This is a genomic window from Leucobacter chromiireducens subsp. chromiireducens, assembly GCF_016758255.1.
Classification (GTDB): domain Bacteria; phylum Actinomycetota; class Actinomycetes; order Actinomycetales; family Microbacteriaceae; genus Leucobacter; species Leucobacter chromiireducens.
Map to the genome: position 1 here is coordinate 416,244 of NZ_QYAD01000001.1, position 25,939 is coordinate 442,182.

General features: G+C 67.5%; 18 protein-coding genes and 1 other RNA gene. 14 read left to right on the plus strand and 5 right to left on the minus strand.

Going from position 1 to position 25,939, the window contains the following annotated elements:
* Nucleotides 1–25: 25 nt before the first annotated feature.
* Together D3226_RS01960 and D3226_RS01965 are read left to right on the plus strand one after the other, a co-directional pair.
* Nucleotides 26–1,612, plus strand: a complete 1,587-nt coding sequence (locus tag D3226_RS01960; protein WP_237462182.1) for a flotillin family protein — start codon at nt 26–28, stop codon at nt 1,610–1,612.
* Between the two features lie 4 nt (nt 1,613–1,616).
* A complete protein-coding gene (locus D3226_RS01965; protein ID WP_237462183.1) occupies nt 1,617–2,255 on the plus strand; it encodes a PH domain-containing protein in 639 nt (212 codons plus the stop codon).
* Between the two features lie 27 nt (nt 2,256–2,282).
* Here D3226_RS01965 and D3226_RS01970 read toward each other — a convergent pair whose 3' ends face one another.
* Nucleotides 2,283–2,837 carry a YqaJ viral recombinase family protein gene (locus tag D3226_RS01970; protein WP_237462339.1) on the minus strand — a complete coding sequence of 185 codons (555 nt, stop codon included), beginning with the start codon at nt 2,835–2,837 and terminating at the stop codon, nt 2,283–2,285.
* Between the two features lie 318 nt (nt 2,838–3,155).
* On the opposite strand from D3226_RS01970, the gene D3226_RS01975 reads away from it, so the two are divergent.
* Nucleotides 3,156–3,890 carry a response regulator transcription factor gene (locus D3226_RS01975; protein ID WP_202380741.1) on the plus strand — a complete coding sequence of 245 codons (735 nt, stop codon included), beginning with the start codon at nt 3,156–3,158 and terminating at the stop codon, nt 3,888–3,890.
* A 176-nt stretch (nt 3,891–4,066) separates the two neighbouring features.
* Nucleotides 4,067–6,502 (plus strand): HAD-IC family P-type ATPase, encoded by a 2,436-nt coding sequence (locus tag D3226_RS01980; protein ID WP_202380742.1) that lies wholly within the window; start codon nt 4,067–4,069, stop codon nt 6,500–6,502.
* A 14-nt stretch (nt 6,503–6,516) separates the two neighbouring features.
* Here D3226_RS01980 and D3226_RS01985 read toward each other — a convergent pair whose 3' ends face one another.
* A complete protein-coding gene (locus tag D3226_RS01985) occupies nt 6,517–7,152 on the minus strand; it encodes a GyrI-like domain-containing protein (RefSeq protein WP_202380743.1) in 636 nt (211 codons plus the stop codon).
* A 294-nt stretch (nt 7,153–7,446) separates the two neighbouring features.
* Here D3226_RS01985 and rplJ point away from each other — a divergent pair, with 294 nt between their 5' ends.
* Both rplJ and rplL read left to right on the plus strand, forming a co-directional pair.
* A complete protein-coding gene (gene rplJ / locus D3226_RS01990) occupies nt 7,447–7,956 on the plus strand; it encodes a 50S ribosomal protein L10 (protein ID WP_025133154.1) in 510 nt (169 codons plus the stop codon).
* A gap of 81 nt (nt 7,957–8,037) precedes the next feature.
* Nucleotides 8,038–8,418: a 50S ribosomal protein L7/L12 gene (gene rplL / locus D3226_RS01995; protein ID WP_025133155.1), complete on the plus strand. Its 381-nt coding sequence runs from the start codon at nt 8,038–8,040 to the stop codon at nt 8,416–8,418.
* A gap of 70 nt (nt 8,419–8,488) precedes the next feature.
* On the opposite strand, the gene D3226_RS14565 is transcribed toward rplL, so the two are convergent.
* Together D3226_RS14565 and D3226_RS02005 are read right to left on the minus strand one after the other, a co-directional pair.
* Nucleotides 8,489–9,598, minus strand: a complete 1,110-nt coding sequence (locus tag D3226_RS14565) for a baeRF11 domain-containing protein (RefSeq protein WP_202380744.1) — start codon at nt 9,596–9,598, stop codon at nt 8,489–8,491.
* Between the two features lie 176 nt (nt 9,599–9,774).
* Nucleotides 9,775–11,889, minus strand: a complete 2,115-nt coding sequence (locus tag D3226_RS02005; RefSeq protein ID WP_237462341.1) for a glycosyltransferase family 2 protein — start codon at nt 11,887–11,889, stop codon at nt 9,775–9,777.
* A gap of 447 nt (nt 11,890–12,336) precedes the next feature.
* Between D3226_RS02005 and D3226_RS02010 the strand changes: the two genes are divergently transcribed.
* From D3226_RS02010 to ffs, 5 genes are all read left to right on the plus strand, one after another.
* Nucleotides 12,337–13,911, plus strand: coding sequence for a chitinase (locus tag D3226_RS02010; RefSeq protein WP_202380746.1), 1,575 nt, complete (start codon nt 12,337–12,339; stop codon nt 13,909–13,911).
* A gap of 130 nt (nt 13,912–14,041) precedes the next feature.
* A complete protein-coding gene (locus D3226_RS02015) occupies nt 14,042–15,778 on the plus strand; it encodes an ABC transporter transmembrane domain-containing protein (protein WP_202380747.1) in 1,737 nt (578 codons plus the stop codon).
* Nucleotides 15,778–17,856 carry an ABC transporter ATP-binding protein gene (locus D3226_RS02020; protein ID WP_202380748.1) on the plus strand — a complete coding sequence of 693 codons (2,079 nt, stop codon included), beginning with the start codon at nt 15,778–15,780 and terminating at the stop codon, nt 17,854–17,856. The genes D3226_RS02015 and D3226_RS02020 overlap by 1 nt, the downstream gene beginning before the upstream one ends.
* Before the next feature lie 264 nt (nt 17,857–18,120).
* Nucleotides 18,121–20,640 carry a S8 family serine peptidase gene (locus D3226_RS02025; RefSeq protein WP_202380749.1) on the plus strand — a complete coding sequence of 840 codons (2,520 nt, stop codon included), beginning with the start codon at nt 18,121–18,123 and terminating at the stop codon, nt 20,638–20,640.
* A gap of 13 nt (nt 20,641–20,653) precedes the next feature.
* Nucleotides 20,654–20,750, plus strand: an RNA gene (gene ffs, locus D3226_RS02030) — signal recognition particle sRNA small type.
* 103 nt (nt 20,751–20,853) lie between these two features.
* Here ffs and D3226_RS14570 read toward each other — a convergent pair.
* Nucleotides 20,854–21,456 (minus strand): MarR family winged helix-turn-helix transcriptional regulator, encoded by a 603-nt coding sequence (locus D3226_RS14570; protein WP_237462185.1) that lies wholly within the window; start codon nt 21,454–21,456, stop codon nt 20,854–20,856.
* Nucleotides 21,457–21,568: 112 nt separating this feature from the next.
* Here D3226_RS14570 and D3226_RS02040 point away from each other — a divergent pair, with 112 nt between their 5' ends.
* The 3 genes from D3226_RS02040 (at nt 21,569) to D3226_RS02050 (ending at nt 25,740) form a co-directional block, all read left to right on the plus strand.
* Nucleotides 21,569–22,258: a hypothetical protein gene (locus D3226_RS02040; protein ID WP_202380750.1), complete on the plus strand. Its 690-nt coding sequence runs from the start codon at nt 21,569–21,571 to the stop codon at nt 22,256–22,258.
* Nucleotides 22,259–22,420: 162 nt separating this feature from the next.
* A complete protein-coding gene (gene pta / locus D3226_RS02045; protein ID WP_202380751.1) occupies nt 22,421–24,541 on the plus strand; it encodes a phosphate acetyltransferase in 2,121 nt (706 codons plus the stop codon).
* Nucleotides 24,538–25,740, plus strand: a complete 1,203-nt coding sequence (locus D3226_RS02050) for an acetate/propionate family kinase (RefSeq protein ID WP_202380752.1) — start codon at nt 24,538–24,540, stop codon at nt 25,738–25,740. The genes pta and D3226_RS02050 overlap by 4 nt, the downstream gene beginning before the upstream one ends.
* The last annotated feature ends 199 nt before the right edge of the window (nt 25,741–25,939 follow it).

Below are 25,939 nucleotides of genomic sequence, written 5' to 3' on the forward strand. Positions count from 1 at the left end.
CGATCCGGGAGAGGACATGTTCTTAATGACCCCCGCAATTGTCGGAGTGTTCGGCGCCGTTATCGCGCTCGTGCTCATCGCCCTCGTCATCATCAAGCGCTACCGCATCGCAAAGCCCGATGAGGCGATCATCGTGACCGGTGGCAAGGGCAAGGAGGTGAAGACCGCCGATGGTGGCACCGTGCGCGATATGTCGGGCCAGAAGGTCGTCACCGGTGGCGGCGTGTTCGTGCTCCCCTTCGTGCAGAAGTCGTTCACGATCTCGCTGCGCTCGCGCCGACTCTCGATCACCACGGAGGCGCAGACCACTGACGGCATCACGATGCAGGCGCAGGCCGTCGCCGTGGTGAAGGTGGGCGGCTCGCAGGAGATGATCCGCGCCGCAGCCCAGCGATTCCTCTCGAACTCGGACGAGATCGACGAGTCGACGCAGGAGGTGCTCTCGGGTTCGCTCCGCTCGATTATCGGTGGGCTCACCGTGCTGCAGATCATTCGCGACCGCGCGGTCGTCGCGCAGAGCGTGCTTGAGGCTGCCGAAGAGGCGCTGACCAAGCAGGGCCTCGTCGTCGACACGCTGCAGATCCAGGAGATCCGCGACGGTGCCGACTACATCACGAACATCGGTCGTCCCGAGGCCGCGAAGGTGCGCCAGGCGGCAGATATCGCCGAGACGAACGCCTACCAGGCCTCCGAAGAAGCGAAGATCTCCGCGGAGAAGGTGCTGCTCGACCGCAACCGTGAGCTGAAGCTCCGCCAGGCCGAGATCCAGGCAGAGACGGACAAGGCGAATGCGCAGGCGCAGGCCGCCGATCCGCTCGAGCAGGCGATCCAGCAGCAGGCCATCGTCGAGCAGCAGCAGATCACCGCACAGAAGGAAGTTGCGCTGCGCACTGAGAAGCTGAACGCCGACGTTCGTGCGGTGGCCGAGGCCGAGGCATACCGCGTCGAGGCGCTCGCGAAGGCAGAAGCCACGGCGTCGGTGTCCGCCGCCGAGGGCCGAGCGCAGGCCGTCGAGCGCGAGGGTCTCGCGAGCCGCGCCGCGCGAATCGCTGCCTCCGAGGCCGTTGCGGCTGAGGGTCGCGCCGAGGCCGAGGCCATCCAGGCCAAGGGAACGGCTGAGGCCGCTGCGATCGACGCTCGTGCCCGCGCACTCGAGACGCAGTCGCAGGCGGTGCTGGCGCAGGAGCTCATCCACCTCCTGCCGCAGATCGCGAATGAGTACGCGCAGGCGATCGGGGCGATTGACAATATGACGGTCGTGTCGGCAGACGGCACGTCGAAGGTGGCTGGCGAGGCGATGGCCAACATCAAGGGCCTTCTCGAGATGGCGCGCGAGACTGTGGGAATCGATCTCGTTGGCATGCTGAACGGGGCCGTGACGGGGAACGCTGCGGGCGCCGCGGCGGGCCGTGCCGCGAGCGCCGCGGGGGAGCCGCAGCTCCTGGCGGCACCGCAGTCGGGAACCGCAGGAGAGGCTGCGGAGCACACCGCAGATCGGGATCAGACTGCGCAGGCAGCCCCGCAGTCTGCTGCGCTGGGCGCTGCCGAGGCCCCCGCCCACGCAGCCGGCGAGCCGAGTGCGGCGTCGGCGCAGGCTGAGCAGGCAGAATAGGAGTATGGCTTCCCGTTCCGCGCGCTCTATGACCGCAGAGGTCGATTCCGTGCTCGGACCGGCCCCCGCGAGCTACGCGCAGCCCGAGGTCGTGGTGCTGCGTTTCCGGCGCCACGGGCGCAGGCTGCTCCTCCCGGCGATCGCACTCATCGCGATCGCCGGGGTCGCGGGGTTCTGGGTGGGACGTTTTTCTGCCGCCTGGGTCAATCTGGGTTCCGCGCTCGTGGCGGGCCTGCTGGCGCTGCTGCTCGGCGTGCTGCCGATGCTGTCGTGGCTCGCAGGCCGCACGACGGTGACGACGCGCCGGGTGATCGTGCGCCGCGGGCTGTTCGTGCGCCAGCGGGCGGAGCTGGCACTCGGGCGGGTGCGCGAGGTACGTCAGCGCCGCAGCATTGGGCAGCGGCTCTGGGGCACTGGCAGTATCGAGCTGCTGCACGGCGCCGAGAAACTCGTGCTTGACGACGTGCCCGGCTTCGCGGTGACCGCGGAGGCGCTGCAGGAACTCATGGAGCGCAGCTTCGCGCACGAGAGCCGCATCCAGCAGACACTCGGCGGGGCGCCGCAGCTCTTCGGTGCGGGCACGCCCGCCCCCGGCCAGCCGTCGCAGCCGTTTGGCGCGGGCGGCTTCGGCCCCGGTCAGTAGCGCAGGCGCCGTGGGGCGAACGCCCGACTAGCTCGTGCGAGCGATCAGGGTGTTGATCAGATCCCCTGCGAGCGACACAAGCCGCGCGATCTCGTTCTCGTCGCGGTCGATCCAGCGACACTCGGGGTCGCCCACAGGCACGAAGTTTTCGTGCCGTTCCCACACCATGAGTGTGCGTTCTGCACCGAGCACGTACTGCTGCCACCACACCTGTCGAAGGTAGTGGCGTGGAATCGTGCGCCACTCCTTGTTCGTTGTCTTAATCTCGGCGAGCTCGATCGACCCGGTGTCGCGCAGCACGAGGCCGTCGGGGGTCGCGAGGTGCCGCAGGTCTGCCGCGGCGTGGTAGAGCGCCTGGCTGGGGGCGATCCCGTACTCGCGAAGCACCCAGCTGGCAATTTCGGGCTCACGGGCCTTCCCATGGTCCGTGTACACGTTGCCGCTGAACCTGCTCCCGTGCAGTTTCTCGTTCGCGGCGGTCTCGATTGAGCGCGGGGTCGAGAGCTTCGCAACATCGGTCGCGGTGATGCCGCGCGACCGCGCCTGCAGCCATGCGGCCCGGTTGGTGCCGTCGGTGACCATACGTGTGAGGTAATGCGGTGTAGAATCGGACACCCGTCCAGTCTCCCACGGACTTCGTCGTGGTACGGACGTCGCCATGGTGGGGGACGTCATCCGATACCCGGCCCCGAGACCGACTGTACGCCAGCCCCGCACACAGGGTGTACTCAGCGATTTCTATGACCGGAATCAGGCAGTGGCAGTAGGCTCAAACCGAGTTTTCGCCTGAATTTCCGTCGAGCGGTCGCGAGAACCGATTCATCGGGATATGGACGAAGCCCGAGCGCAGAGCGCTCGTGACCCCTACCCGCGCAAAGCCGAGAGGAACTGACAACAGCTATGGATTCACAGAATCTGACGCGCGCCGACGGGGGAAAGATCCGGGCGCTTGTCGTCGACGACGAAGCATCGATCACGCAGCTGATCGCGATGGCCCTCCGCTATGAGGGATGGGAAGTGGACACGGCCGCGACCGGACAGGAGGCCAGCGACAAGATCCGCAGCTTCCGCCCCGACGTCGCAGTGTTCGACATCATGCTGCCCGACTTTGATGGAATGCAGCTCCTCGCCCGCGTGCGCGGCGAGGGCGAGATGTTCCCCGTGCTCTTCCTGACCGCGCTCGACTCGGTCGAAGATCGCGTCAACGGCCTTACTGCGGGCGGCGACGACTACGTCGTAAAGCCGTTCAGCCTCGAGGAGCTCATCGCGCGTCTCCGCGGGCTGGTGCGCCGCTCGCAGATCACGCTCTCGCAGCAGCCCGACCCCGTGCTGCGCGTGGGCGATTTGACGCTCAACGAGGACAGCTACGAGGTGGAGCGCGGTGGTGAACCGATCATGGTCACCAACACTGAGTTTGAGCTGCTCCGCTACCTCATGCGCAACCCGAACCGTGTGCTCTCGAAGGCGCAGATTCTGGATCGCGTGTGGGCGTATGACTTCTCCGGGAAGTCGACCGTGGTGGAGCTGTACATCTCCTACCTGCGCAAGAAGGTCGACGCGGGCCGCAGCCCCATGCTGCACACCGTGCGTGGCGCCGGCTACATGCTGAAGGCCGCCGCGGAGGGCGCGGCGTAAGCGCCGTACCCGCTCGCACTCCTTCGGAGCCGCCCCGCACGCGCCACTCGGCGCGCGCGGGGCGGCTCCGTTTTTCCCCGTGTTGTTTTCCGGATACCCGGAATTTTGGCCGGTGAGCCCCCGAATTCCTGGGGAATGCCAGGGAGAAAAGCGTTCCGTCTCCTAGGCTGTTCCGCATGGAATTGACCGGGATGCGGGGCCTGAGCGCTGCCGAAGCGGAACGCAGGTTTGAGTCAGGGCAGGGAAACGCTGCGCCCGATGGCTCGAGCCGATCCCTCTGGGAGATCCTTGCCGCGAATGTGTTCACCCTGTTCAACGGCATCGTCTTCGCGGGGTTCGGCATCCTGCTCGTGCTCGGCCGCTGGCAGGACGCACTGTTCGGGCTCCCGGCCCTCTTCAACACCGTGATCGGTGTGGTGCAGGAGTTCAACGCGAAGCGCACCCTCGACCGGTTGGCCGTGCTGAACGCCCCGACCGCGCGCGTGCTTCGCGACGGCGTTGCCGTCGAGATTCCACTCGATCGCGTGGTGCTCGGTGACGTGCTCGTGCTTCGCACGGGCGACCAGGTGACCGCCGACGCGCGCGTGGTCGAGACCGATCACAGCGGGCCGGGCGGCCTCGAGGTCGACGAGTCGCTGCTCACGGGTGAGTCGGACCCGATCCGCAAGCGCGCCGACGATGAGGTGCTCTCTGGATCGAGCGTGGTTGGCGGCACCGGGCTTGCCGAGGTCGTGCGGGTGGGCGGAGATTCCTACGCCGCGAAGCTCACTGCCGAGGCACGGAAGTTCTCGCTCGTGCGCTCTGAGCTGCGCAGCAGCATCGATCGCCTTCTGAAGTGGATCACCTGGGCGCTTGCGCCCATGATCCTCATCGTCGCGAACGGCCAGATGCAGTCGCAGGGCGGCTGGGCCGTTGCGCTCGAGAACGGCGCGTGGCGCGAGGCCGTCGTTGGCGCGGTCGCCGCGGTCATCGCAATGGTGCCGCTCGGCCTCGTGCTCGTCACGAGCATTGCGTTCGCCGTGAGCGGGGTGACACTCGCGCAGCGGCAGGTGCTCATCCAGGAGCTTCCTGCCGTGGAGGGCCTCGCCCGCGTTGACGCGCTCTGCCTCGACAAGACCGGCACGCTGACCACCGGTGAGATGCTGTTCGACCGAGCGATCCCGCTCACGGAGGTCGCTGGCTGGCGCGGCATCCTTGGCCATCTGGGCTCCGCGGACGACGCGAACGGCACGGCCCGTTGCCTCGCGGCTCCCTTCGGCGACGAGCTCGGGCCTGAGGGCGCGCTTCAGATCCCGTTCAACTCGGCGCGCAAGTGGAGCGCGATCGTCGTGGCCGAAGCCGCGGAGGGCCGCCCCGCGCCCGGCACCTGGGCGCTGGGCGCCCCCGAGTTCGTGCTTGCCGACGCCGACCCCGCCGAGGTGTCCGAGACACTCGCCCAGGCTGGCGCTCTTGCCGAGGCCGGTTCGCGGACCCTCCTGCTCGCGCACAGCCCGATCGCGTCACCGCCGGCTGAGCACCCCGAGCTCCCCGCTGGACTGCAGCCCGTTGCGCTCCTCACGTTCCGCGAGCAGGTGCGCGATGACGCCGCACAGACGCTGAGCTACTTCGCCGAGCAGGGCGTCGACGTCCGCGTGATCTCGGGCGATGACCCGCGCACGGTCGCGGCAGTTGCGCGCACGGTGGGCCTCGACTGCCCCGAGGGGCGCGACGCGCGCACCCTGCCGGAAGATCTTGACGAGCTCGGCGAGGTACTCGAGCGCGAGCGGGTTTTCGGGCGCGTGACCCCGCACCAGAAGCTGCAGATGGTGCACGCCCTGCAGCGGCGGGGGCACGTGGTCGCGATGACCGGCGATGGCGTCAACGACGCGCTCGCGATCAAGGAAGCAGACCTTGGTATCGCAATGGACACGGCAGCGCAGGCCACGAAGGCGGTCGCTCGGCTCGTGCTGCTCGACGGGCGCTTCGACCGGATGCCGGGGGTCGTCGCTGAGGGGCGCCGCGTGATCGCGAACATCGAGCGCGTCTCGATGCTGTTCCTCACGAAGACGAGCTACGCGTTCGCCATCGCGGTGGTGTTCGGTCTGCTCGCCTGGGCCTTCCCGTTCCTGCCGCGCCAGCTGTCGATCACCGACGGCCTCACCATTGGCATCCCCGCGTTCTTCCTCGCGCTCATGCCGAACGCGGCCCGCTACCGCTCCGGCTTCCTGAAACGGTCGCTCGCATTCGCGATCCCCGCGGGCCTCGTGGTGACGCTCGCGCTCGTTGCGCTCCACATCGGTGCCGATCGCCTCGGCGGCTTCACGCTTATCGAGCAGCAGTCCGCTGCGACCCTCACCCTTGCCGGCGTGGCGCTCTGGGTGCTCGCGGTGCTCGCGCGGCCCGTGCACCCGTTCCGCGTGCTGATCGTGCTGGCCATGTACGCGGGGCTCGGGCTCGTCTGGCTGATCCCGATCGCGCGAGACTTCTTCCAGGTCACGTGGCTGCCGAACGATCTGGGCCTGCTGGTGTTGGCGATTGTTGGCACCGGCATTGTGCTCATCGAGCTGCTGCGCGCCTGGCACCTGCGGTTCATCCGGCACCAGGAGCCGGCCGAGCAGCTCGTCCCGGCATAGCGCCACGCCCCGGTTCAGGCGATGCTCGCCTCAGCCGGGGCGATCGGCTGCCGCAAGATCGTGCGCATGCGCTCGGGCGCGGTGCGGCGCTGATCGCTGAGGTAGATCTCGTGGTGCGTGCCGGTGAGACGCGCGCCGAGGCCGGGAATGACCTCGTCGTGCATGCGCGCGAGGGTCTCGGCCTCCGCGTCAAAGCTGCCAACGTGGAGCGTCTGTACGCAGCGCCCCTCGTCAAGCGTCTCGAGTCGAACGTCGCCGAGCCGCGCAGGCGGCTCCTTTCCGGCCGCGATGCCCTGCCTGGTTCGGGCGACGAGCTCCGGATCTATCCACTCGGGCACAAGCATCATCACGGTCCAGCTCCACTGCGACTTGTCGCGCGCGGAGGTAAACGAGGCCATGTCCTCCGCCCACCACAGGCCCTCGAGCGGCGGCACCACGTAGTCGCGCCCGAGCTCGCGCTTGCTGGCGAACTTCAGCTTGTAGGCGAGCGGGTAGAGCGATTCGAGGGCCTCGCCGAATGCTGGGGAGGTGTTCGGGTCGCCCCGCCCATCCAGCATGAGGTACCGCAGGGGCGGCACCACGAGCTCCCGAAACACGCCGCGCCGTGCGGCGTAGCTGTCGAGTGTTTTCGTGAGGTTGATCTTGTCCATTCGCTCGCCTCTCGCGCGGGATCCGGGCTCGGCCTGTCTCGCAGCGTAGCCACTCCGTGGGAAACGTGCTAGAGTTATCGACGGCCAAAGACCGCCGGTAGGGTTCGCAAGAACCCCGGAACGTCTGCGAGAGCAGAGACCAGCGCAGGTGCAGAACTCCTTGACCGGTGGGTTTCCCCGGGTTCATGAAGCTCCGTGCGTGCGCGCCGGAGCTTTTTTCGTATGAGGATCGCTCCGACAGGCACGGCCCTCGAGCGGCATCCGCCACTCGGGTACAACAAGCTAGGGAGCGCCATGGCTACGAAGGACGCTACGGTCGCCGATCTTCAGCAGAAGTTTGAAGAGTCGGGCGCCGTTCTGCTGACTGAGTACCGCGGTCTCACGGTTGCTGAGCTGCGGGAACTCCGCAACAGCATCCGCGAGCACGCGACGTACGCTGTGGCGAAGAACACGCTGACCAAGATTGCGGCCAACAACGCCGGAATCACCGCATTCGATGACGAGCTCGCCGGTCCTTCGGCACTCGCCTTCGTGCACGGTGACACCGTCGCGGTCGCCAAGGCTCTGCGTGACTTCGCCAAGGCACACCCTCTTTTGGTGGTAAAGGCTGGCTACTTCGATGGCAAGCCGCTTACCGCCGCTGAGGTAGGCAAGCTCGCCGATCTCGAGAGCCGTGAGGTGCTGCTGGCCAAGGCCGCAGGCGCCATGCAGGCCTCGCTCGTCGGTGCAGCACAGCTGTTCGCTGCCCTGCCCGCCAAGGCCGCACGCGGCTTCGGCGCGCTGCAGGAGAAGCAGGACGCGTAAGGATCGGCTCACGCCGGTTCACGTACACAAACCCCGCCTGAGGCGCGCGAGCGCCTGAGGCAAACATCAAGGAGATACATCATGGCTAAGCTTTCGACTGAAGAGCTGCTCGAGCAGTTCAAGGAGCTCACCCTCATCGAGCTCTCCGAGTTCGTGAAGGCCTTCGAAGAGACCTTCGACGTTTCGGCTGCTGCTCCGGTTGCTGTCGCTGCTGCTCCGGCTGCCGGCGCTGCTGAGGCTGTCGAGGAGAAGGACGAGTTCGACGTCGTCCTCGAGTCGGCTGGCGACAAGAAGATCCAGGTCATCAAGGTTGTGCGCGAGCTCACCGGCCTGGGCCTGGGCGAGGCGAAGGCTCTCGTCGAGGAGGCACCCAAGAACGTGCTCGAGGGCGCGAAGAAGGATGCCGCCGAAGAGGCAAAGGCAAAGCTCGAGGAGGCTGGCGCGGGCGTCAAGCTCGTCTAAGCTCTTCGCACTTGCGAAACTGGGGGCCCGCTCTTCGGAGCGGGCCCCCTTTTTTTGTGCCTCGCTCGGACTAGACCGCGAAGCGAGTCTCGGCGCCGTGCGCGCCCCCGCCAGGAACGTCGCCGCTGCGCAGCACGAGCACGCGGCCGCCGTGCTGGAGCACCTGCCCCGTAATCTCATCGATGAGGCTGCGGCCGGGTGTGGACTCGGCCGCGACGCTGCCGGTCGCAACGTCGAGCGTGCCCTCGGGGCGCGCGTCCACATCCACGTACAGGGTGCTGATCGCCCCGGCGATCGCCGAGCGGGCGATATCCGTGAGGTCGGTCACCGCGCGGCCGGCCGCCCGACGAGTCTCGAAGCGGTCGCGCAGCTCCACGAGCTCTGCGGCGTAGTGCTCGTCAAGGAGCGCGCGAGCCGCCTCATCGAGTTCGGCAGCACTGCGCTCATCCGGGTTCCCATCGATGGATGACGCCAGCAGGCGCGATGCCGACGTGACCGAGCGGAACATGCCGTCGAGAGGTTGCGTTGCCGCGAGGATCAGCGGACGCTGGGTGCCGCGCAGCTGCGGAGCGATCGCGCGGTCCACCGCGCGGGCGTAGCCGAGCAGTCGCGTGGTGTGCCCCTCGGGCCCGTGCAGACGGCGGCGGTGCGAGTCGACCCCCGGGTCCTCGACATTGAACGCGTCGAGCAGGTCGCTCGGCAGCTCGGGCACGTCAACCTCGGTGCCGGGGCCCGCGGGCCCGATTTCGATCAAGCGCACCGCGTTCTGGCTGAGCGCGAGCACCCACGCCTCGTGCGGGAAGGTGAGCGTGCGCAGGAGCGGCACGATCCGGAAGTTCTCGCCGGCGAACCACTCGGTTTCGAGCTCGTTGGGCAGCCGGTAGCTCACCGTGCGGTCTGGGCTCGCGAACACCACGAGCGTGTGCGAGAGGTAGCGCCACAGGTGTTGATCCTCATGCAGGGCACGCAACCCGGCCTCGGTGCGATCCCGCTCAGCGGCATCGCCACCCAGCTCGGTGAGGCGCGTGACGGCCTCTCCGATGAGCGTGCCGAAGGTGATGCGGTTCGCCTCCGCCTCCGTGGTGACCGGCGTCGTGCGCAGCACGATGGTCACAAGATTGGGTCGGTTGATCTGAGCGAGCTGTTCAATCTCCGCGAGCTGCGGGATATCAGTGTGCACTATTGCTTCCCCTTCTCTCGTCGCGGAGGGGAACGCTGGACCGCACCCCACCGCATCTTCTCCCCGCCGTGGAGTGGTGCTCCGCAGAGGGGCCGTGATCCCCACCCTGCACCACGGAGCCGAGAAAGTGAACAGTGACCGCAGAAAAGACGGCGTGCGATCTCCGGGGTGGACCCCTAGCGGGAGGTGCTGGAATGCCGCGCAGCACGTCGCCGCGCGCGACCACTGACCTGCTGCACTTCGACCGGCGCGGTGTCGTCTTGCACGTCCGCGCGCACTCCGCTCAGGCGCCTGCGGCGGTCGCTCGTGCGCGCGAGATCGCGGCGCAGACGGCGATCGCCGTGGTAGAGGATCGCTTGCCAGTTGATGGTCGCGCTGGGGTCGACGAGAGACTCCTGCTTCACGCGCTTGGGCTTGATGGGCACGTAGAGCCAGCCGATGAGACCGAGCGTCGCGTCAGCGATCGAGGCACGGATGCCGATGTAGGCCACGATCGCCCACACCGCCATGATCGCGTTGAACGAGGCGAACGCGGCGTTGCCCCAGTTCCCCACGTTGAAGTCGCGCACCGCAGTGAGCACGGAGAACCCGACGATGATGAAAGGGAGCGTGACGTAGATGCCGGGCGCCGCCGTTCGACCGACAACCTTGGGCGTGCGCGCGAACGGAATCTTCGCCCCCGTGGCGCCCTGCTGAATCGACTTCAGTACGCCCGCGAGGTTCACGGGGAGCAGGATGAGGTTGAAGCCGTAGATGCGGAAGATGTCGCCGAAGCGGTGTCCGCTCGCGCGTAGGTCCAGCCCCATCGAGATGAAGTAGGGGAGCGCCGCCGCGATGACGAGCGGGCTGAGCAGCCGCGAGTCGAACGGGAAGAACAGCAAGAACAGTAGGCCGAAGCTCGCCCACGCGAGCGAGGACATGTAGTTGCTGCGCAGCAGTTTCTCGGTGAGCCGGACCCGGTCCGAGGTGTGTTTGCGGGCCCGGATCATCTCGAAGAACTTCGGCATGATGAGCAGGCCGCCGTTCGCCCAGCGGCGACGCTGCACCACGAGCGAGCCGAAGTCGGGCGGCGTCGCGCTGTAGCTCAGTCGCTCGGGGTAGTTCTCGAGGGTCCAGCCATGGAGCCCCAGGTCGATGCTCGACTCGGTGTCCTCGATCACCGTGCGGTCTTGCACGTAGGTGGTGATCTCGAAGCCGCCAACGGTCTGCGTCACCGCGATGTCGTCGAGCGCGTCCGTGCGTATCACGGCGTTCGCGCCGACCCAGAACGTCGCGCCGAAGTAGGTGAGCCCCTGGTGCTGGATGTGCTGGAGGTCGGTCGTTGCGCCGGCAATGCGCTCGATGCGTGTGCTGGCGCCGCGGAACGAGGAGTACGGCGTCTGCGTCACGGCCACCCGCTCGTTCTCGGGCTGTTCGAGCAGGTAGACCAGCCGCAGACAGTACTCGCGCAGCAGCTGCGAGTCGGCGTCAAGTGTTAACAGATAGCGTGAATCGGGGATCACGAGGTCGGCGGTGGCGGGATCTTCATCGATCCCCAGCTCCTCAAGGATCTGCTCGCCCGTGTCGCGCACGATGCGATAGTTCCCGCCCATGAGCGAGATGTAGGAGTTCAGGTTCATCGCCTTGTTCGGCTCCTGCGAGAGCGAGGCGTACTGCTTGCGCTCGAAGGATCCGAGCTGCGCGCTGAAGATCCACACGAGGCGTTGGTGGAGTTGGCGGAGCCGCTCCCAGTCCGGCGCAGCCCCCTGGTCGTGGGCCGCGTCGAGCGCGAGGCGGGTGAGGCGGAGATCATTCGACAGGCCGAGCAGCACATACTCCGCGAAGAACTCGCCCATGTGCTCGTCGATCTGTTCGGTCCCCGCGAAGCGGTCGAGCCAGCCCGCCGCCGCTGCGTAGGCATCTGCCGCGCGCTTCGCATCGAGCGGGCCGGGAACCGTGGGCGCGTCCGCAAGGAACTCGTCGAGCGCGGCCTGGGCTGCGGCACGCGGTGACTCAAGCTCCGCCGAGATCTCACCGAGCAAGCTGCGCGTGCGCTCCAGCCGGGCGAGCGGCTCGCCCGTCAGCCCCGCGGCCTTGTCGTCGATGAGCAGCACGATGCGAATGTCGGGGAACTCCTGCAGTGCGGCCGACCACAGGGTGTAGCGCACGACATCGGGTTCCTCGTCGTAGCTCGGGATCAGCACGGTGACGCGGTCGTCCGAGCGCGCGAAGTGTTCGTCGAGGAGCGCGCGTTCGACGCGGCGGTGCTCGCGGAAGCGGACCAGTGCACCGTAGCGGGCGGTGAGATACATGATTGCCGAGAACGTGAGGGCGGTGACCGTAAGCCCGTACACCCAGGTCTGCAGGTGGAACACGAACGATTCTTTGGGGCCCTCGATCACCATGCGGATGATGGTGGTGAGCATGTACAGGAACCAGGACACCACCGTAATGACGATCGCGAGCCGGGCCCACACGATCGCGGCGGGCGACGGGCGCGAGGGAACGATCGCGAGCGGCTCAGCGCGGTGCTCAGCTCCCCACTGCCTGCGGCGGGCGCGCTGAGGATCGTTTTCTGGCACGCGTATCCTCCATCCCCAGTGGTGGCGCGCTCGCAATGCGCGGCGCAAACCTGACTCGAATGGAATCTCGTCGATCCGGCCCCGAGTGTGTCACGATAATCCTATCCGGGAGGGCGCCGATCGAGCGTGATCGATCGTGTGCAACGTCAGACCCGAACAGGACGCGGTGGGGAAGTAATGTCGAAGTGGTTTCCGGGGCGCAAGCTCTCATGGCTGCGGCTCTCGGTGCTGCTCATCGTGGTTGCGGCGCTCGTGGGCGGCGGCGTCTTCGGCTGGGGCTGGTGGCAGGATCAGCGTGAGGCGAGTGAGCAGCACCCGTGGAGCGACGGCTACGTCGATGTGACGGCGACGCCGAGCTTCCCGTTCGAGAGCCCGGGCAGCACCGGGCCGAAAAACGTTGCGCTCGCGTTTGTCGTGGGAGATCCCGACGCGGCCTGCAGCCCAGCCTGGGGCGGGGTCTACGGCCTCGACGAGGCGGAGCAGATGCTCGATCTTGACCGACGGCTCGCGCGCCTGCGCAACCTCGGTGGGTCTGCGATGGTGGCCTTCGGTGGCCAGGCGAACTCCGATCTCGCGCTCGAGTGCACGGATCATCAGGCGCTCACCGACGGGTACCAAGCGGTGGTTGAGCGCTACGAGCTCGCGAGTATCGACATGGATCTTGAGGGCGAGATGCTCGGCGATCGTGCCGCGGTCGAGCGCCAGGCGCGGGCCATTCAGGAAGTGCAGGCCAGCGCGAGCGACGGGCTCGACGTGTGGCTCACGCTCCCCATTGCGCCGAGCGGCCTCACCGAGGACGGGCTCGCCGCCGTGCGGAGCTACCTCAAGGCCGGTGTCACGGTCGCCGGTGTGAACGCGATGACCATGAATTACAACTCGGGCCTCGATGAGCCGCTGATCGACACGATTCGCGGGAGTCTCGTCGCGCTCCAGGGGCAGTTGCGCGCGCTCGCGCAGGAGCAGGGAACGCCGATCGGCGAGGCGACCGCGTGGAGCCGGATCGGGGCCACACCCATGATCGGGCAGAACGACGTGCGCGATGAAGTGTTCACCATCGCCGATGCACGAGCGCTCTCCACATTCGCCGCCGAGCACGGGATGGCACGCCTCTCCATGTGGTCACTGAACCGCGACCGCGAGTGCGACGCGAACTGGCCCGATCCCAAGCAGGTGTCTGACTCGTGCAGCGGCGTTGACCAGGGTGATGAGCGGTTCTCGCGCACGCTCGCCGGGGAGCGTAGCGGCGCGATCGCGCAGCCCAAGCCCACGCCCCAGCCGGTGGACCCGGATCACGGGGCGGCGGTGGACGATCCGGAGACGAGTCCGTACCCGGTGTGGAACAGCGACGCAGCGTACCCGGCCGAGACAAAGGTCGTGTGGCGGCGCAATGTGTACGAGGCGAAGTGGTGGACGCAGGCGGAGCAGCCCGATGAACCCAGCGAGAGCGGTGCGCAACCTTGGCGCCTTCTCGGACCCGTGCTGCCCGGAGAGAAGCCGATTGAGCGCCCGAAGCTGCCCGAGGGCGCGTACCCCGCGTGGAGTCACGCCACCGAGTACCGCCAGGGCGACCGGGTGATCTTCGACGGCATCGGATATGAGGCCCGCTGGTGGACGAAGGGCGAGAGCCCGGATGCCGCGTTGGTGCTGCCGCAGAACTCGCCCTGGCGCGTACTGAGCGACCGTGAAGTCGGCGAGGTGCAGGGCGGAAAGGGAGCTGCGGCCGAGACCGAAACGCAGAGCGCACCGGAGTAACTACTGAATTCGGGTGAATCCGTCGATTCTGTGCCCGCGCGGTGGTAGTGTTTTCGCCTGCTCCGTCGTTCGTGTTTTGCGCCCGCCCCGCGCGATTCTTCGGCGATTGGCGCGCGACGAAAGGATCCTCGTGGCCCTCATCTCACTGACACTGCGGCACGCGAAACGGTACTGGCCGTTCGTGGTTGCGGTGCTTGTGCTCCAACTACTCTCAACTATTGCCGCCCTGTGGCTTCCCAGCCTCAATGCCCAGATCATCGATCAAGGCATCGCGAAGGGCGACACCGGCTTCATCTGGCGTACCGGTGGCTTCATGCTCATCGTGTCGCTCGGTCAGCTGCTGACCGCGGTCGCTGCCGTGTACTTCGGTGCGCGCACCTCGATGGGCATGGGCCGCGATCTCCGCCGCGAGGTCTACCGCAAGGTGGACTCGCTGAGCACGCTCGAAGCCACCAAGTTCGGTGCGGGCACGCTCATCACCCGTGGCACGAACGATGTGCAGCAGGTCCAGATGCTGGTGCTCATGGCGCTCAACTTCATGGTGTCGGCGCCCATCATGGCGATCGGCGGCGTCATCATGGCGCTCCGCGAGGACGCCGGCATGTCGTGGCTCGTGTGGGTCTCGGTGGCCGTGCTCGCCGTGATTGTCAGCTTCCTCGTGTGGCTGCTCCTGCCCCTCTTCCGCACGATGCAGGATCGCGTTGACGCGATCAACGGCGTGCTGCGCGAGCAGATCATGGGTATCCGCGTGGTGCGCGCCTTCGTGCGCGAGAACTTCGAGGCGGATCGCTACGAGACCGCCAACCGCAACATCACCGATGTGTCGGTGCGCGTGGGCAACATCTTCGTGCTCATGTTCCCCGTCATCATGATGGTGCTCCACTTCGCGACCGCGGCGGTGCTGTGGTTCGGCGGTCATCGCGTGGAGGCCGGCGTCGTGCAGATCGGCTCGCTCACGGCATTCCTGCAGTACCTGCTGCAGATCCTCATGGCCGTGATGATGGGTGTCTTCATGACGATGATGATTCCGCGCGCGGTCGTGTGTGCCGAGCGCATTCGGGAGCTGCTCGACACGAAGTCGACGCTCTCGTTCCCCGATCGCGAGACCGAGGCGACGCCGCAGGCCGGCCGCATCGAGTTCAGCGGTGTGACCTTCGGGTTCCCGGGCGCTGAGCAGCCCGTCATCCGAGACGCGACGTTTGTCGCTGAGCCCGGCAAGACAACCGCGATCATCGGTTCGACCGGTGCGGGCAAGACCGTGCTGCTGAACCTCATGTTGCGCCTGTACGACGCACAGGAGGGATCCATCACGATCGACGGTGCCCCGGTTGCCGCGCTCACGCGCGCGCAGCTCGCGGACACCGTGAGCCTCGTGCCGCAGCGGCCCTACCTGTTCTCGGGCACGATTGCCTCGAACCTGCGCTTTGGGAAGACCGACGCGAGCGAAGCCGAGCTGTGGGATGCGCTGCGCGTTGCCCAGGGCGAGGATTTCGTGCGCGAGAAGGAGCTGGGCCTTGAGGAGCCCGTCTCCCAGGGCGGAACGAGCGTCTCCGGCGGCCAGCGGCAGCGACTCTCGATCGCGCGAGCGCTCGTCGCGAAGCCGCGGGTGTACCTGTTCGACGACTCGTTCTCCGCGCTCGACGTGGCGACCGATGCGCGCCTGCGGGCCGCGCTGCCGAGCGCGACCGAGGGCGCAACGACCATCATCGTCGCCCAGCGCGTGTCCACGATCACGGAGGCCGACCAGATTCTTGTGGTCGAGGCCGGTGAGATCGTGGGTCGCGGAACCCACGATGAGCTCCTGCTGAGCAACGAGGTCTACCAGGAGATCGTTCGATCGCAGCTTGAAGAGGCGGAGGCGGCGTAATGGCCAAGAAGGACCGAAAGTCCGCGCAGCCCGCGGCCGTCGAAGAGTTCGAACTCCCCGACGACTACCAGCCCGACAACGATGATTGGACGGGCGGCCAGCCCACGAAGAAGGCCAAGCACTTCTGGCCGGCGGCGAAGCGCCTGGTTGGGCTCCTCGCCCCCGAGAAGATGCTGTTCGCGCTCGTCGTGGTGCTTGTCATCGGCTCGGTGGTGCTCACCGTCATCGCGCCGAAGATTCTCGGCCAGGCGATGGACGTCATCTTCAACGGTGTACTCGGGAAGGATCTGCCCGCGGGCGTGCCGCTCGAGCAGATCGTCTCCGTTGCGCGCGACCGCGGCGAGGACCAGTTCGCCGACATGCTCGAGGGGTCGGGTGTGGTGCCCGGGCAGGGGATCGACTTCGGCCTCCTGGGCCGACTGATCCTGGTGGTGCTGGGGCTCTACCTGGTTGCGTCGTTCCTCATGTGGCTGCAGGGGTTCCTGCTGAACAAGCTCGTGATGCGCGTTGTGTACACGCTGCGCCAGGACATTGAGGAGAAGATCAACCGTCTGCCGCTCAGCTTCTTTGATGGGCGCCAGCGCGGCGACGTGCTCTCTCGCGTCACGAACGATGTCGACAACATTCAGCAGGCGCTGCAGCAGGCGCTCTCGCAGCTGGTGCAGTCGCTCCTCACCGTGATTGGCATCACCGCGATGATGTTCGTGGTGTCGTGGCAGCTCGCGCTGATCGCGCTGATCGCCCTCCCGCTCTCCGGCATCATCGCCGGCGTGGTGGGCGTGCGCGCGCAGAAGCTGTTCGTGGCGCAGTGGAAGCACACGGGCGACCTGAACGGCCACATCGAGGAATCGTTCACCGGCCACGAGCTCGTGCGCATCTTCAATCGCGATGCAGAAATGATTGAGGAGTTCGATCGCCGCAACGAAGGCCTGTTCACCGCGGCCTACAAGGCGCAGGCGCTGTCGGGCACCATCATGCCCGCCATGCAGTTCGTGCAGTACCTGAGCTACGTGCTCATTGCAGTGGCGGGGGCGCTGCGCGTCACCGCCGGTCAGATGACCCTGGGCGACGTGACCGCGTTCATCCAGTACTCGCGCGAGTTTGCGCAGCCCATCGGCGAGATGGCGGGCATGGCGAACATGCTGCAGTCGGGTGTTGCATCGGCCGAGCGCACGTTCGAGCTGCTCGACGCGGACGAGCAGGAGCCGGATACGACTGAGGCCGATCTGCCGGACCGCACGGACGGGCACGTCGTCTTCGAGAACGTGAGCTTCAGCTACGATCCCGAGCAGCCGCTGATCGCGGATCTCTCGCTCGAGGCGAGCCCGGGCCACACTGTCGCGATCGTTGGTCCCACCGGGGCTGGCAAGACGACGCTCGTAAACCTCGTGATGCGCTTCTACGAGCTCAACGCGGGGCGGATCCTGCTCGACGGCGTGGACATCACGAAGCTCTCTCGCGCAGAATTGCGTGGTCACGTTGGCATGGTGTTGCAGGACGCATGGCTGTTCGACGGCACGATCCGCGAGAACATCCGCTACGGCCGACTCGATGCCTCCGACGAGGAGGTCGTAGCCGCCGCGCAGGCGACGATGGTGGATCGCTTCGTGCGGCAGTTGCCCGAGGGCTACGACACGGTCATTTCGGAGAACGGCTCCTCGCTGTCCGCCGGTGAGCGTCAGCTCCTGACGATCGCGCGGGCGTTCATTGCGAACCCCTCGCTGCTCATCTTGGATGAGGCGACGTCCTCGGTGGACACGCGCACTGAGGTGCTCGTGCAGCAGGCGATGAGCGCGCTGCGAAGCGACCGCACCTCGTTCGTGATTGCGCATCGCCTCTCCACGATTCGTGACGCAGACACGATCCTGATGATGGAGAGCGGCAAGATCGTTGAGCAGGGCTCGCACGACGAGCTGTTGGCGCGGAAGGGCGCGTACGCCGCGCTCTACCAGGCGCAGTTCGCCGGCGAGGTCGACGAGTCACACGCCGAGGAGTTGCTCACGGGGTCGATCCCGGTTGTGACCGGATCTGTCACGGTTCCCCTCGATTCCGAGCCGGAGCCTCCACGATCTGAATAGTTCCAGTAGTCACGGGGCCCGGCCATGAGCCGGGCCCCGTGACTACTGAGTCGAAGCACACGCGAAGAAAATTTATGGACATGATCCAAGGTTCTGGCTAGCATCGGGCTCGGGTGTGTGTGCGCCCAGCGATGCCGCGCTGCGGCGGAAGAGGAATCCCTGATGCGATCTGCCGTGTTTCGAGGGGTCACCGTGTGCGCGGTGATTCCGCTTCTCGTCCTATTTGGTGGGCCCGCAGCCAGCGCTCAGGAGCCGGAGGCTCCCGTGACTACGTTGACTGACCGCCTGGTTGAAGCCGCCGAGGGGGGTGCCTCCGGTGCGGAAGATCTGGCCGATGCCGCCGCGCTGCCGTCTGAGGGTGGCGGAAGCCTTCGGGTCGATGACGCAGATCGTGTTGTCGCCACGGTTCTCTTCGCGCAGACCCCCGACGAACCGACCCTCTCGTCCCTCGCAGCGTTGAGCATTGTCGATGAGGTGTTTACCGTCTTCCCTGCGGCGACGATTCGCGTGGACCCCGCCGCGCTCTCGGCAGTGGAAGAGCTTCCCGGCGTGCTCAGTGCGACACCCGCACTGAAGCCCTTCACTGGCTCGGAGTTGCGTTCGGCAGAACTGCCGGGAGCGAGTGCTCTGCGTGCCGAGGCTGATTCAGTTCCTACCGCAGAAGCTGCGAGGTGCTCTCCAGTGCCGATCGAGGCTGACGGACCGCTCCGCTCCGCCGAAGCCCGTGAGAGATTCGGGGCCGATGGCTTGGGCGTCACGGTTGGTGTCATCTCCGATTCGTTCGCGTCGATCGACTCGCCGACCTCCTGGGCTGATGATGTCGCCTCGGGCGCACTTCCCGGAGCCGCGAACCCCTGCGGTCACACCGCTCCGGTAGAGATCGTTTCGGATTCCGTCGGCGGATCGGACGAAGGCCGCGCGATGGCTCAGCTTGTCCACGGGATCGCGCCGGGGGCGCGAATCCTTTTTGCGGACGCAGGTCGGAACGACCTCGAAATGTCGATGAACATTGCTGCGCTCGTCGAAGCCGGTGCTGACATCATCGTCGACGACATCACCTGGCCGCAGGAGACCGCGTACCAGCAGGGCTTCATTTCGGGTGCGATCGAGGAGGCCAAAGCCCAAGGGGTCGCATACTTCACCTCGGCGGGCAACTCAACGGGTGTGGGCTCGGAGGGGGAGTCAGCGGGGCGTCCCATCTCCTCGTGGAGCACCTCGGCCTACCGTCCTACCGACTGCCCGAGCTGGCTCGCACAGGGCGCGGGCGACCCGCTCGAGGGCGCGATCGGCATCGACTGCCTCGACTTCGATCCAGATCCGACAGTGGAGACGCCGTACGACACACTGATGCTTGAGGGGGAGCCCGGTGATCCCGACACCAATCTGCGGATGATCGGCTCGATTGCCGAGCCATTCCTCGGGATCACGACGGCGTACGAGTGGCGTTTCTACCGTGTGGATCCTGGCGCGAGCGATCCCGCGCTGATCGCCGTCGTTCCCCAGCTGAGCCAGTACTACCCGGGCGCGACCGGCGCGGTGACTGCTGCGGCCGGTTCGGAGATCCGCGCAGTGATGGTGCGCACCCGGCACGACCCCGCGGCCCCGGAGCCCGCCGTGCTCTTCTCGTTCCTGCGGGGAGGGGACTCGATCACCTCGCGGGCCCACCTCGGCGATGGCGCGAGCGACCTTGTCGGGCCGACGACCTTCGGGCACGCGGCCGACGGCTCCGCGGTGAGCGTGGCCTCGCTCGACTGGGAGGACCCCACGCGCGTGCGCCCCTACAGCTCGCTCGGTCCGGCCACGCTGTACTTCGAGCCCGTGCGCTTCACGACGGATGGGCCTGCACTCCCGTCGGCTCCGCTGCCGAGCCCGGTCGTTGTGAATACGCCGAACCTCGCGTCGGTCGACGGCACGCAGACAACCTTCTTCAGTGGTGAGCCCGGTGACGCGGAGTTCCGTTTCTTCGGCACCTCGGCTGCGGCACCGAACGCCGCGGCCGTCGCCGCGCTTGGCAAGTCCTACGCCCCGGGCATCTCGGGTGGGGAACTCACCGCACGTGTGTTGGAAACTGCGCGCGGCACCGCGGAGGGCGGACCGGTGAACCCGTATACAGCCGCAGGAATCCCCGATACCACCGTGTTCGGCGAGGGGATCGTGGATGCGGCTGGCCTGCTGGAAGCGCTCCCCGTTGCTCCCGCAACGCCGTCAGGGCTTCGCGCCACTGAGGTCACTGCAGAACGTATCGCCATTGAATGGGCCCCCGTCGAAGGTGCCGCCGCTGTGCGGGCCGAGTTGGTGCCCGTTGCGGCGGAGTCGCGCATCGCGAGTGACGCCTCGCACAGCCTGCCAGCGACCGCGACATCAGTCGTGTTCGAGGGGCTCACCGCTGACACGGCCTACACGGTGCGTGTCACTGCCGAGAATGCAGTCGGTGCCTCGCGGAGCGCCACGCTCGAAGTGCGTACGGCCGCCGAAGTTCCGAAGCCTGAACCCAAGCCTGAGCCGAAGCCGAAGCCGAAGCCGGAACTGAAGCCGGAACTGAAGCCAGAGCCCGCTCCAAACGTTGCGGAAGCTCCGCTCGCACACACCGGCGGGGCATCTACGATGCCCTGGCTGCTCGCGGGCGGTGCGCTGCTGATTCTTGGCGCAGGAGTGGTCGCGGTGGTTGCCGCGCGATCCCGCGCCCGGGCGCGAGCTGCCGAAAGCGCAGGCGCGGATGCGGTAGGCACGCTGGATGGTGATGAGGCGCGCCCGAGCGACGCGTCGCGCGAGCGCGGCGAATAGTCCGCTACACTGGAACGGCTCCCTACGTGGCGCTATCTCGAGAAACTCCCCCAGGTCGGAAACGAAGCAAGGGTACTCGGGCTCTAGCGGGTACGTAGGGAGTCTTTTCGTTTGTGCCCCCATCGCCCTCCCCGGATCGGGGTCACTTTGGCAGGGTGTCGCTGACACTGCAGTCGCAACACCGTGCCGAAGTGACCCCGATCCGTGGCGGGGCTACCGGGAGGTGGGGGAGCCTGGCGTCTCGTGCTGGGGCCACGCCGCCGCGAGTTTCGTGAGGAGCCGTGCGAGTTCCGCGCGCTCGGCCGGCTCGAGTGCGGCAAGTGCTGCGCCCGCTTCCGCGCGCTGGCGGCCACGGAAACCGTGCACCGCGTCCTCGCCGGCGGGCGTGATTCGCACCCGGGTGCGCCGGGCGTCCTCGGGATCGGCCTCGCGTGCGGCGAACTCGCGCTCGACCGCCTGCTGAACCAGGCGTGACGCGCGGGGCTGATCCACCCCGATCTCACCCGCGATCTCGCTGACGGTGAGCGGTGTTGACGCGTGCGCGAGCGTGCTCAGCAGGCGCAGCAGCGCCGGGCCGCCGAACCCACCCCTGGCGGAGCGCTGGGGGCCGCCGTGCGGGCCACGCCAGTCGGGTCCGTCCGCCGCTTCGTGCGGCTGGTGCGCGAGCGCACTGCGGGGGCCCCGGGGGAAATCGCCACCCGGACCATCGCCGCGCCGCGGGCCGCGGCGGCCGCGAATGCGCGTGAGTGCGCCGATGATGGCGTCGGCTTCAGGGCTGTCTGCCGGATCATGTGGGCTGCCGGGTGTGGAGGTCATGCAAGAAATTTTACATGCCTCTTGACATGCATTCATGTACATGTCATCATACATATACATGCACAATGACATACATTGCGGGCAGGGTGCCCGCACCGAAAGGACTTCACTCATGACGAACGCACATGACACCCAGACTTCTTCTGCACAGGCCGACTCGACGGATCGCTCGCTCGCCTACTGGCTCCGTGCCACCGCGGCACTCACGGCTCGCGAAACCGACGCGGCGCTCGCCGCAGCAGGCACCACGCGCCGTGAACGCCGCGTACTGAACGCGCTTTCGGGCGACTCGGAGCGTGCCGAGCGGCTGCGCGAGCGGCTTGAGCGCGGGGGCAAGCGCCTCTTCACCCTGGTCGAGCGCGGGCTGATTGTCCGCGCCGAAGACGGCTGGCAGCTCACCGCCGCAGGCGAGACCGTGCGCGACCGCGCAAATGCTGCGGTGCGCGAGGTTCAGGCCCGCGTGACCGCATCGGTTCCGGAGACGGACTTCGAGACCACCCTGGCCACCCTCGAGGCGATCTCGCGCGAGCTGGGTTGGACCGAGGAGACGCGGCTGCCCCGCGGTGGGCGTGGCTTTGGATACGGACGCGGACACAGCTTCGGACGCGGGCACGGCTTCGGCCGTGGACACGGACACCACCCGCACCATCAGTGTGCTGGAATCGGGCACGCCGGCTTCGGCCGTGGTGGCTGTGACCACGCGGGCTCTGGCCACCAGGGTCACGGTGGCCACGGCCGCGGCTTCGAGCGTGGCTTCACCGCGGGCTTTGCCGCGGCGCAGCGCACGGACGATGCTCGCTGATCCCACTCCGCTTTCTTCTCCGAGCCGGGCTCACCGGCCGGGTCGCAGAAGTCTTCTGCGCGACCCGGCCGACTGGGCTCGGCTTCGGTGATTCTGCGGGCAGGGCGACTCGAGCTGGCTTGGCTGCCGCGCCGCGCGCCCGTGCAGCCTAGACTGAAAGCTGTGGCAGCGAGCATCTACCTGACGTCAGCCGAAGGCCGTACTGGCAAGAGCGCGGTTGCGCTCGGAGTGCTTGACGCGCTCCGCGCAGACGCCCCGCGCGTGGGCGTATTCCGCCCACTGATCCGCTCAGCGAGCGAGCGCGACCGCGTGCTCGACATGCTGCTGCGCCGCGCCACCGCGGACGTCAGCTACGACGACTGCGTCGGCGTGACCTACGACGACGCGCACGCCGATCCCGACGCCGCGATGGTGCGCATCGTCGCCGCCTTCCAGGCGCTGCGCGCCCACTGCGACGCGATCGTGGTGGTCGGCTCTGACTTCACCGATGTGGCCGCGCCCACGGAGCTCGCCTTCAATGCGCGGATCGCTGCGAACCTCGATACGCCCGTGCTGCTCGTGCTGGGCGGTCGTTCCACCGAGGAAGCCGAGTACCTCGGGCAGCAGGCGGCGCGCACGCCGGGCGAGATCGCTCAGCTCGCCGAGCTCGGGCTTTCCGAACTGCAGGCGGAGCACGCAACGGTGCTTGCGGCACTCGTGAACCGTGCCGATCCCGATCGGCTGTCTGAGATCGACCGCGCCGTGGCCGCGGTGCTGCCTGCCGGTACACCCGTGTGGTCCGTCCCCGAGGAGCTGTTGCTCGTTGCACCGCCCGTCTCCGAAGTGCTCGCCGCCGTCGACGGCACGCTCGAGCGGGGCTCCGCCGAACTGCTCGCGCGAGAGGTACGCGATGTCGTGGTCGCCGGCATGTCGATGGAGAACGTGCTGCCGCGGCTGCTCGAGGGCTCGGTCGTGGTGATCGCCGCTGACCGCTCCGAGACGCTTCTCGCCGTGACGATGGCGCACGAGGCGCCCACCTTCCCCACGATCGCCGCCGTGGTGCTGAACGGCGACTTCGCGCTGCCCGCCGATGTGACGCGGCTGCTCGACGGCGTCGACTCGACCCTGCCGATCATCCGCACGCACTCGGGCACCTTCGACACGGTGCGCCGCATCTCCTCGGCGCGCGGCCTGCTCACGGAAGAATCCCCAACGAAGTTCGATACGGCGCTTGCCCTGTTCGCGCAGCAAGTCGACACGGCGACGCTCCGCGAGCGGCTCCGGCTGCACCGCGGTGGGGTGCGTACGCCCGTCATGTTCGCCTACGAGCTGTTCGACCGGGCAGCGGCAGCGCGCTCGCACATCGTGCTCCCTGAGGGGCACGACGATCGGATTCTGCGCGCAGCGAGCACGCTGCTCGCCCGCGGCACCGCACGCCTGACGCTCCTCGGCGACGCCGCGGCGATTCGCAAGCGGGGCGGCGAGCTCGGCCTCACGCTCGACGCCGCCGAGATCATCGACCCGCTCACCTCACCCGAGCGTGAGCGCTTCGCTTCCGAGTATGCGCGGCTGCGCGCCCACAAGGGCGTCACACACGAGCAGGCCTGGGACGTCATGGCCGACGGCAGCTACTTCGGCACAATGATGGTGCAGCTGGGCCTCGCCGACGGCATGGTGTCCGGCGCCGCGAACACGACCGCGCACACCATCCGGCCGAGCCTCGAGTTCATCAAGACGAAGCCCGGCGTCTCGGTGGTGTCGAGCGTGTTCTTCATGGGGCTGCGCGACCGTGTGCTGGTGTACGGCGACTGCGCGGTGAACCCCGACCCCACCGCGGCGCAGCTCGCCGATATCGCAATCTCCTCGGCGGAGACCGCCGCCCAGTTTGGTGTTGAGCCGCGCATCGCGATGCTCTCGTACTCGACAGGGGAGTCGGGCTCCGGCGCCGATGTCGACAAGGTGCGCGAGGCGACCGCGCTGGCGAAGGCTGCACGCCCGGACCTGCTCATCGAGGGGCCGATTCAGTACGACGCGGCGAGCGACCCTGCAACGGGCGCATCGAAGATGCCCGGCTCCGAGGTGGCTGGCCGCGCCACGGTGTTTATCTTCCCCGACCTGAACACGGGCAACAACACCTACAAGGCGGTGCAGCGCTCGGCCGGTGCGGTGGCCGTTGGTCCCGTGCTGCAGGGGCTGAACAAGCCCGTGAACGACCTCTCACGCGGCGCCACAGTCGAGGACATCATCAACACCGTGGCCATCACCGCCGTGCAGGCCGGCATGCGAGACGGAGCAGACGCGTGAGCAAGATCCTCGTCATCAACAGCGGCTCCTCCTCGTTCAAGTATCAGCTGATCGACCCCGAGAGCGGGGAGCGGCTCGCAAGCGGGCTCGTCGAGCGCATTGGCGACCCGGTCGGGGTGGTCAAGCACCGCAACGGGGACGCGGTGCTCGAGGAGGAACTGCCGATCCCGGACCACACCGCGGGCTTTGCGCAGATGGAGCGCGCGTTCGAGCGCTCCGGCCACCCGCTCGAGGGTTCCGCGCTCGCCGCAGTGGGCCACCGAGTGGTGCAGGGCGGCAACGACTTCTTCGCGCCGACCGTGATCGACGACCGCGTGGCCGCGCGCATCCTCGAACTGGGCGTGCTCGCGCCGCTCCACAACCCCGCGCACCATCAGGCGATCGTGGCTGCGCGTGCCACGTTCCCCGACGTGCCACACGTGGCCGTGTTCGACACCGCGTTCCACCAGACTATGCCGGCGGCGGCCTACACCTACGCGATCGATCGCGAGGTTGCCGCGGAGCACGGGATCCGCCGCTACGGCTTCCACGGCACCTCGCACCAGTACGTGTCTGCGCGCGCGGCTCGCTTCCTCGACCGCCCGCTCGGCGAGCTCAGGCAGATCGTGTTGCACCTCGGCAATGGCGCCTCGATGTGCGCGATCGACGGGGGCCGCTCGGTGGACACCTCGATGGGGCTCACCCCGCTCGAGGGGCTGGTCATGGGAACACGATCGGGAGATTTGGATCCTTCGATCCTGTTCCACCTCAACCGCGAGGCGGAGTACGACGTTGATGCGCTCGACCGACTGCTCAACTCGCGTTCGGGGCTGCGTGGGCTTGCCGGCACCAGCGATTTCCGCGACGTGCGTGCTGCGGCGGACGCCGGCGACGCGGAGGCACAGCTCGCCATTGATGTGACGACGCACCGGATTCGGCACTACTTGGGCGCGTACCTCGCGACCCTCGGCGGTGCCGACGTGGTTTCGTTCACCGCGGGCGTCGGCGAGAACAATGCGGCGCTTCGCGCGGACGTGTGTGCGGGGCTGGAATGGTTCGGGATCAGGATCGATCCCGAACTGAACGCCGCCGCCTCGGGGGCGTCCGAGCCGCGCCGCATCAGTGCCCCGGATTCGCGCGTCGAGATTCTCGTGGTGCCAACCGACGAGGAAGCCGAGATCGCGCGCCAGACGTGGGGCTTGGTGGGCGCCGCGCGCTGATCCCGCATCGTTGCGGCCTACTCCGCGCGTACCTGCGCGATCCGTTGCGCGGCGCTCACCCCTGTTGAACTTCTCGCTCACCCGAGCGGAATGAAGCGACCCTCGGCGACCTGAATCGCGGAGGCGCTGCGAAGTGCGACGAGAACGGACGGATCTTCCACGGAATCCGCTGCTCGCACCTGTGTATGGTCCTCGCCCC

What these genes read in the sequence shown, in the direction of transcription:
- D3226_RS01965 (WP_237462183.1), top strand. Translation starts at nt 1,617, where the DNA reads ATGGCTTCCCGTTCCGCGCGCTCTATGACCGCAGAGGTCGATTCCGTG.
- rplL (WP_025133155.1), top strand. Translation starts at nt 8,038, where the DNA reads ATGGCTAAGCTTTCGACTGAAGAGCTGCTCGAGCAGTTCAAGGAGCTC.
- D3226_RS02040 (WP_202380750.1), top strand. Translation starts at nt 21,569, where the DNA reads ATGACGAACGCACATGACACCCAGACTTCTTCTGCACAGGCCGACTCG.
- D3226_RS01970 (WP_237462339.1), bottom strand. Translation starts at nt 2,837, where the DNA reads ATGGTCACCGACGGCACCAACCGGGCCGCATGGCTGCAGGCGCGGTCG.
- D3226_RS01960 (WP_237462182.1), top strand. Translation starts at nt 26, where the DNA reads ATGACCCCCGCAATTGTCGGAGTGTTCGGCGCCGTTATCGCGCTCGTG.
- D3226_RS14570 (WP_237462185.1), bottom strand. Translation starts at nt 21,456, where the DNA reads ATGACCTCCACACCCGGCAGCCCACATGATCCGGCAGACAGCCCTGAA.
- D3226_RS02010 (WP_202380746.1), top strand. Translation starts at nt 12,337, where the DNA reads ATGTCGAAGTGGTTTCCGGGGCGCAAGCTCTCATGGCTGCGGCTCTCG.
- D3226_RS02020 (WP_202380748.1), top strand. Translation starts at nt 15,778, where the DNA reads ATGGCCAAGAAGGACCGAAAGTCCGCGCAGCCCGCGGCCGTCGAAGAG.
- D3226_RS02005 (WP_237462341.1), bottom strand. Translation starts at nt 11,889, where the DNA reads ATGTATCTCACCGCCCGCTACGGTGCACTGGTCCGCTTCCGCGAGCAC.
- D3226_RS01980 (WP_202380742.1), top strand. Translation starts at nt 4,067, where the DNA reads ATGGAATTGACCGGGATGCGGGGCCTGAGCGCTGCCGAAGCGGAACGC.
- rplJ (WP_025133154.1), top strand. Translation starts at nt 7,447, where the DNA reads ATGGCTACGAAGGACGCTACGGTCGCCGATCTTCAGCAGAAGTTTGAA.
- D3226_RS01975 (WP_202380741.1), top strand. Translation starts at nt 3,156, where the DNA reads ATGGATTCACAGAATCTGACGCGCGCCGACGGGGGAAAGATCCGGGCG.
- D3226_RS01985 (WP_202380743.1), bottom strand. Translation starts at nt 7,152, where the DNA reads ATGGACAAGATCAACCTCACGAAAACACTCGACAGCTACGCCGCACGG.